Source organism: Pseudohongiella nitratireducens, from assembly GCF_001642735.1.
GTDB lineage: Bacteria > Pseudomonadota > Gammaproteobacteria > Pseudomonadales > Pseudohongiellaceae > Pseudohongiella > Pseudohongiella nitratireducens.
In genome coordinates this window covers 1-5626 of record NZ_LWHM01000022.1, presented here as the reverse complement: position 1 = coordinate 5626, position 5626 = coordinate 1, and the positions used below count along the sequence as shown (strand labels likewise).

Here is a 5626-nt window from a genome sequence, read left to right as displayed (position 1 = left end):
TTTGCAAATTATGCTTGCGGTAATCAGATTCTGTGGCATAATGCGCGCCCTTGAGACGAGAACGTGATTAAACGGGACCGACCTCAAGGCAGCAAGTTGGATTGAGAGAAAAAATTCTTGAAAAAAAGCTTGCCAGAATTGATAAGACGCGTATAATACGCGGCCTCGTTAGCCACGAAGGTTAACGAAAAAGTTCTTTAAAAGACAGAGATTAAGTAATAGAGGTGGGTGCTTTCCGGGATGCTTTTGCGGCATACGTAAAAGATATCAAGGAAAGCAACTGCGTTAATTTACTGAGTATATTATTAAGTCTATTTAAGACAGTAGTTGTGACTTTGAGCATGATATAAGTTGGTTGGATTGATCGATCAAGTAGTACGGTTGATTTAACTGGCGAACCTTTGAACTGAAGAGTTTGATCATGGCTCAGATTGAACGCTGGCGGCAGGCTTAACACATGCAAGTCGAGCGGAAACGATGGGAGCTTGCTCCCAGGCGTCGAGCGGCGGACGGGTGAGTAACGCGTAGGAATCTGCCTAATAGTGGGGGATAGCCCGGGGAAACTCGGATTAATACCGCATACGCCCTACGGGGGAAAGCAGGGGATCTTCGGACCTTGCGCTATTAGATGAGCCTGCGTCGGATTAGCTTGTTGGTGGGGTAAAGGCCTACCAAGGCAACGATCCGTAGCTGGTCTGAGAGGATGATCAGCCACACCGGAACTGAGACACGGTCCGGACTCCTACGGGAGGCAGCAGTGGGGAATATTGGACAATGGGGGCAACCCTGATCCAGCCATGCCGCGTGTGTGAAGAAGGCCTTCGGGTTGTAAAGCACTTTAAGCAGGGAGGAAAGGCGTAAGGTTAATAACCTTGCGAGTTGACGTTACCTGCAGAATAAGCACCGGCTAACTTCGTGCCAGCAGCCGCGGTAATACGAAGGGTGCAAGCGTTAATCGGAATTACTGGGCGTAAAGCGCGCGTAGGCGGTTTGGTTAGTTGGATGTGAAAGCCCAGGGCTCAACCTTGGAATTGCATCCAATACTGCCAGGCTAGAGTACGAGAGAGGGGGGTAGAATTCCACGTGTAGCGGTGAAATGCGTAGAGATGTGGAGGAATACCAGTGGCGAAGGCGGCCCCCTGGATCGATACTGACGCTGAGGTGCGAAAGCGTGGGGAGCAAACAGGATTAGATACCCTGGTAGTCCACGCCGTAAACGATGTCAACTAGCCGTTGGGAGGGTCATCCTCTGAGTGGCGCAGCTAACGCACTAAGTTGACCGCCTGGGGAGTACGGTCGCAAGATTAAAACTCAAATGAATTGACGGGGGCCCGCACAAGCGGTGGAGCATGTGGTTTAATTCGACGCAACGCGAAGAACCTTACCTGGTCTTGACATCCTGCGAACTTTCTAGAGATAGATTGGTGCCTTCGGGAACGCAGTGACAGGTGCTGCATGGCTGTCGTCAGCTCGTGTCGTGAGATGTTGGGTTAAGTCCCGTAACGAGCGCAACCCTTGTCCTTATTTGCCATCATTTAGTTGGGCACTCTAAGGAGACTGCCGGTGACAAACCGGAGGAAGGTGGGGACGACGTCAAGTCATCATGGCCCTTACGACCAGGGCTACACACGTGCTACAATGGAGCGTACAAAGGGTTGCGAAGCCGCGAGGTGGAGCTAATCCCATAAAACGTTTCGTAGTCCGGATTGGAGTCTGCAACTCGACTCCATGAAGTCGGAATCGCTAGTAATCGTGAATCAGAATGTCACGGTGAATACGTTCCCGGGCCTTGTACACACCGCCCGTCACACCATGGGAGTGGGTTGCAAAAGAAGTGGGTAGCATAACCTTCGGGAGTGCGCTCACCACTTTGTGATTCATGACTGGGGTGAAGTCGTAACAAGGTAGCCGTAGGGGAACCTGCGGCTGGATCACCTCCTTAAACTGAACTGCGAAAGCGTTCCGGTAAAGTGCTCACCTCTATTACTTAATCCTGTGTTTTAACGAACTATTGGGGCTATAGCTCAGCTGGGAGAGCGCCTGCCTTGCACGCAGGAGGTCAGCGGTTCGATCCCGCTTAGCTCCACCAATTCGTTCTTTAACAATCAATGAATGAAGTATATAGATTATTGCTGACTGGCTTAGGCTGGTTGGACAATAAGATGTGTATGCTGTTCTTAATACAAGCGCATAATCTGTACGACGATCGAAGGCGAGTTGTTTGAGATGTGTTTTGGGCTTTTAGGAGTCTGAGATTATATGGTCAAGCAACTAAGCGTACGTGGTGGATGCCTTGGCAGCCAGAGGCGATGAAGGACGTGGTAGGCAACGAAATGCTTCGGGGAGCCGTCAAACAGGCTTTGATCCGGAGGTGTCCGAATGGGGAAACCCGGCCCATTTATGGGTCATCACATGCTGAATACATAGGCATGTGAGGCGAACGCAGGGAACTGAAACATCTAAGTACCTGCAGGAAAAGAAATCAATTGAGATTCCCTTAGTAGCGGTGAGCGAACGGGGAAAAGCCCTTAAGCAACAGCAGTGTTAGTGGAACGGTCTGGAAAGTCCGGCGACAGTGGGTGATAGCCCCGTACACGAAAGCGCTGCAGTTGTGAAAACGAGTAGGTCGAAACACGTGTAATTTTGACTGAAGATGGGGGGACCATCCTCCAAGGCTAAATACTCCTGGCTGACCGATAGTGAACTAGTACCGTGAGGGAAAGGCGAAAAGAACCCCGGAGAGGGGAGTGAAATAGATCCTGAAACCGCGTACGTACAAGCAGTAGGAGCAGACTTGTTCTGTGACTGCGTACCTTTTGTATAATGGGTCAGCGAGTTAATGTCAGTAGCAAGGTTAACCGAATAGGGGAGCCGTAGGGAAACCGAGTCTTAATAGGGCGTTTAGTTGCTGGCATTAGACCCGAAACCGGGCGATCTACCCATGGCCAGGTTGAAGGTGCCGTAACAGGCACTGGAGGACCGAACCCACTAATGTTGAAAAATTAGGGGATGAGCTGTGGGTCGGAGTGAAAGGCTAATCAAGCCCGGAGATAGCTGGTTCTCCTCGAAAGCTATTTAGGTAGCGCCTCGTGTCATTGACTGCTGGGGGTAGAGCACTGTTTCGGCTAGGGGGTCATCCCGACTTACCAACCCGATGCAAACTCCGAATACCAGTAAGTTTTATCACGGGAGACAGACAGCGGGTGCTAACGTCCGTTGTCAAGAGGGAAACAACCCAGACCGCCAGCTAAGGTCCCAAATATCAGTTAAGTGGGAAACGATGTGGGAAGGCTCAGACAGCTAGGAGGTTGGCTTAGAAGCAGCCATCCTTTAAAGAAAGCGTAATAGCTCACTAGTCGAGTCGGCCTGCGCGGAAGATATAACGGGGCTCAAACTGATAACCGAAGCTGCGGATGCGTGCTTTGCACGTATGGTAGAGGAGCGTTCTGTAAGCCGTTGAAGGTGGATTGAGAAGTCTGCTGGAGGTATCAGAAGTGCGAATGCTGACATGAGTAACGATAAGGGGGGTGAAAAACCTCCCCGCCGGAAGATCAAGGTTTCCTGCCCAACGTTAATCGGGGCAGGGTGAGTCGGCCCCTAAGGCGAGACCGAAAGGTGTAGTCGATGGGAAATCGGTTAAAATTCCGATACCGATTGTTATTGCGATGGAGTGACGGAGAAGGCTAGGCCAGCGCGGCGTTGGTTGTCCGCGTTTAAGGTTGTAGGTCAGTGACTTAGGTAAATCCGGGTCGCTCTCTTTAATGAGGAGGCCGAGAACTGATGACGATCTTTCTTTTTAGAAAGAGAAGTGGTTGATGCCATGCTTCCAGGAAAACCTTCTAAGCTTCAGATAACAATTGACCGTACTGTAAACCGACACAGGTGATCAGGTAGAGAATACCAAGGCGCTTGAGAGAACTTGGGTGAAGGAACTAGGCAAAATGGTACCGTAACTTCGGGAGAAGGTACGCCGGCTCTGGTGATGAGACTTGCTCTCTAAGCTGGGTCCGGTCGAAGTGACCAGGTGGCTGCAACTGTTTATTAAAAACACAGCACTCTGCAAACACGTAAGTGGAAGTATAGGGTGTGACGCCTGCCCGGTGCCGGAAGGTTAATTGATGGGGTTAGCTTCGGCGAAGCTCTTGATCGAAGCCCCGGTAAACGGCGGCCGTAACTATAACGGTCCTAAGGTAGCGAAATTCCTTGTCGGGTAAGTTCCGACCTGCACGAATGGCGTAATGATGGCCACGCTGTCTCCACCCAAGACTCAGTGAAATTGAAATCGCTGTTAAGATGCAGTGTACCCGCGGCTAGACGGAAAGACCCCGTGAACCTTTACTATAGCTTCACACTGGACTTTGACACTATCTGTGTAGGATAGGTGGGAGACTTTGAAGCAGCAACGCTAGTTGTTGTGGAGTCGCCCTTGAAATACCACCCTGGTATTGTTGAGGTTCTAACTCAGTCCCTGAAACGGGGACGAGGACCGTGTGTGGTGGGTAGTTTGACTGGGGCGGTCTCCTCCCAAAGCGTAACGGAGGAGCACGAAGGTACCCTAAGGGCGGTCGGAAATCGCCCACTTAGTGTAATGGCATAAGGGTGCTTGACTGCGAGAGCGACGGCTCGAGCAGGTGCGAAAGCAGGTCATAGTGATCCGGTGGTTCTGTATGGAAGGGCCATCGCTCAACGGATAAAAGGTACTCCGGGGATAACAGGCTGATACCGCCCAAGAGTTCACATCGACGGCGGTGTTTGGCACCTCGATGTCGGCTCATCACATCCTGGGGCTGAAGCCGGTCCCAAGGGTATGGCTGTTCGCCATTTAAAGTGGTACGCGAGCTGGGTTTAGAACGTCGTGAGACAGTTCGGTCCCTATCTGCCGTGGGCGTTGGAGATTTGAGAGGAGCTGCTCCTAGTACGAGAGGACCGGAGTGGACGAACCTCTGGTGTTCGGGTTGTCACGCCAGTGGCATTGCCCGGTAGCTATGTTCGGACGGGATAATCGCTGAAAGCATCTAAGCGGGAAGCCCCCCTCAAGACGAGATCTCCCTGGGGCCTTGAGCCCCCTAAAGTGCCGTTCGAGACCAGGACGTTGATAGGCTGGGTGTGTAAGCGTTGTGAGGCGTTGAGCTAACCAGTACTAATTGCACGTGAGGCTTGACCATATAATCGCAGGTTTTTGAAAGCCAAAACCGATAAGTGATTATTGAGCGTTGATGACGACTTGTCATAGCGATCGAAGTCAGATTAAAAAATGTGCTTGTAGAGCACGGCATACACATGATCTAGAGCAATCTAGAGACTATACTTCATTCATTGATTGTCAAAGACCTGGGCTGTGAAAACGGACTCAGGTTATGTGAAACCGCTGCCGAACGGGCAGTTGTTCACAAAACGGGTAAACGATGGAGTCGCCCGCTCAGTTTGAGCAAAAAGCGACTGGCATCAACAGTTTGCCTGACGACCATAGCGAGTGTGAACCACCTGATCCCATTCCGAACTCAGAAGTGAAACCGCTCAGCGCCGATGGTAGTGTGGGGCTTCCCCATGTGAGAGTAGGACATCGTCAGGCATTAAAATCAAAAAGGGCTATCCCGCATGGGGTAGCCCTTTTTTATTTTCTGGG

General features: G+C 51.2%; 1 tRNA gene and 3 rRNA genes. All 4 read left to right on the top strand.

Features of this window, described 5'->3' with window-relative positions:
• Positions 1-403 precede the first annotated feature (403 nt).
• The 4 genes from PSCS_RS08550 (at position 404) to rrf (ending at position 5572) form a co-directional block, all read left to right on the top strand.
• Positions 404-1942, top strand: a 16S ribosomal RNA gene (locus tag PSCS_RS08550).
• 71 nt (positions 1943-2013) lie between these two features.
• Positions 2014-2089 (top strand) — tRNA-Ala (locus tag PSCS_RS08545).
• A gap of 172 nt (positions 2090-2261) precedes the next feature.
• Positions 2262-5165: ribosomal RNA gene (locus PSCS_RS08540) — 23S ribosomal RNA — on the top strand.
• Positions 5166-5456: 291 nt separating this feature from the next.
• Positions 5457-5572: ribosomal RNA gene (gene rrf / locus PSCS_RS08535) — 5S ribosomal RNA — on the top strand.
• The 16S, 23S and 5S rRNA genes sit together here with 1 tRNA gene alongside, the layout of an rRNA operon.
• Positions 5573-5626: the final 54 nt, after the last annotated feature.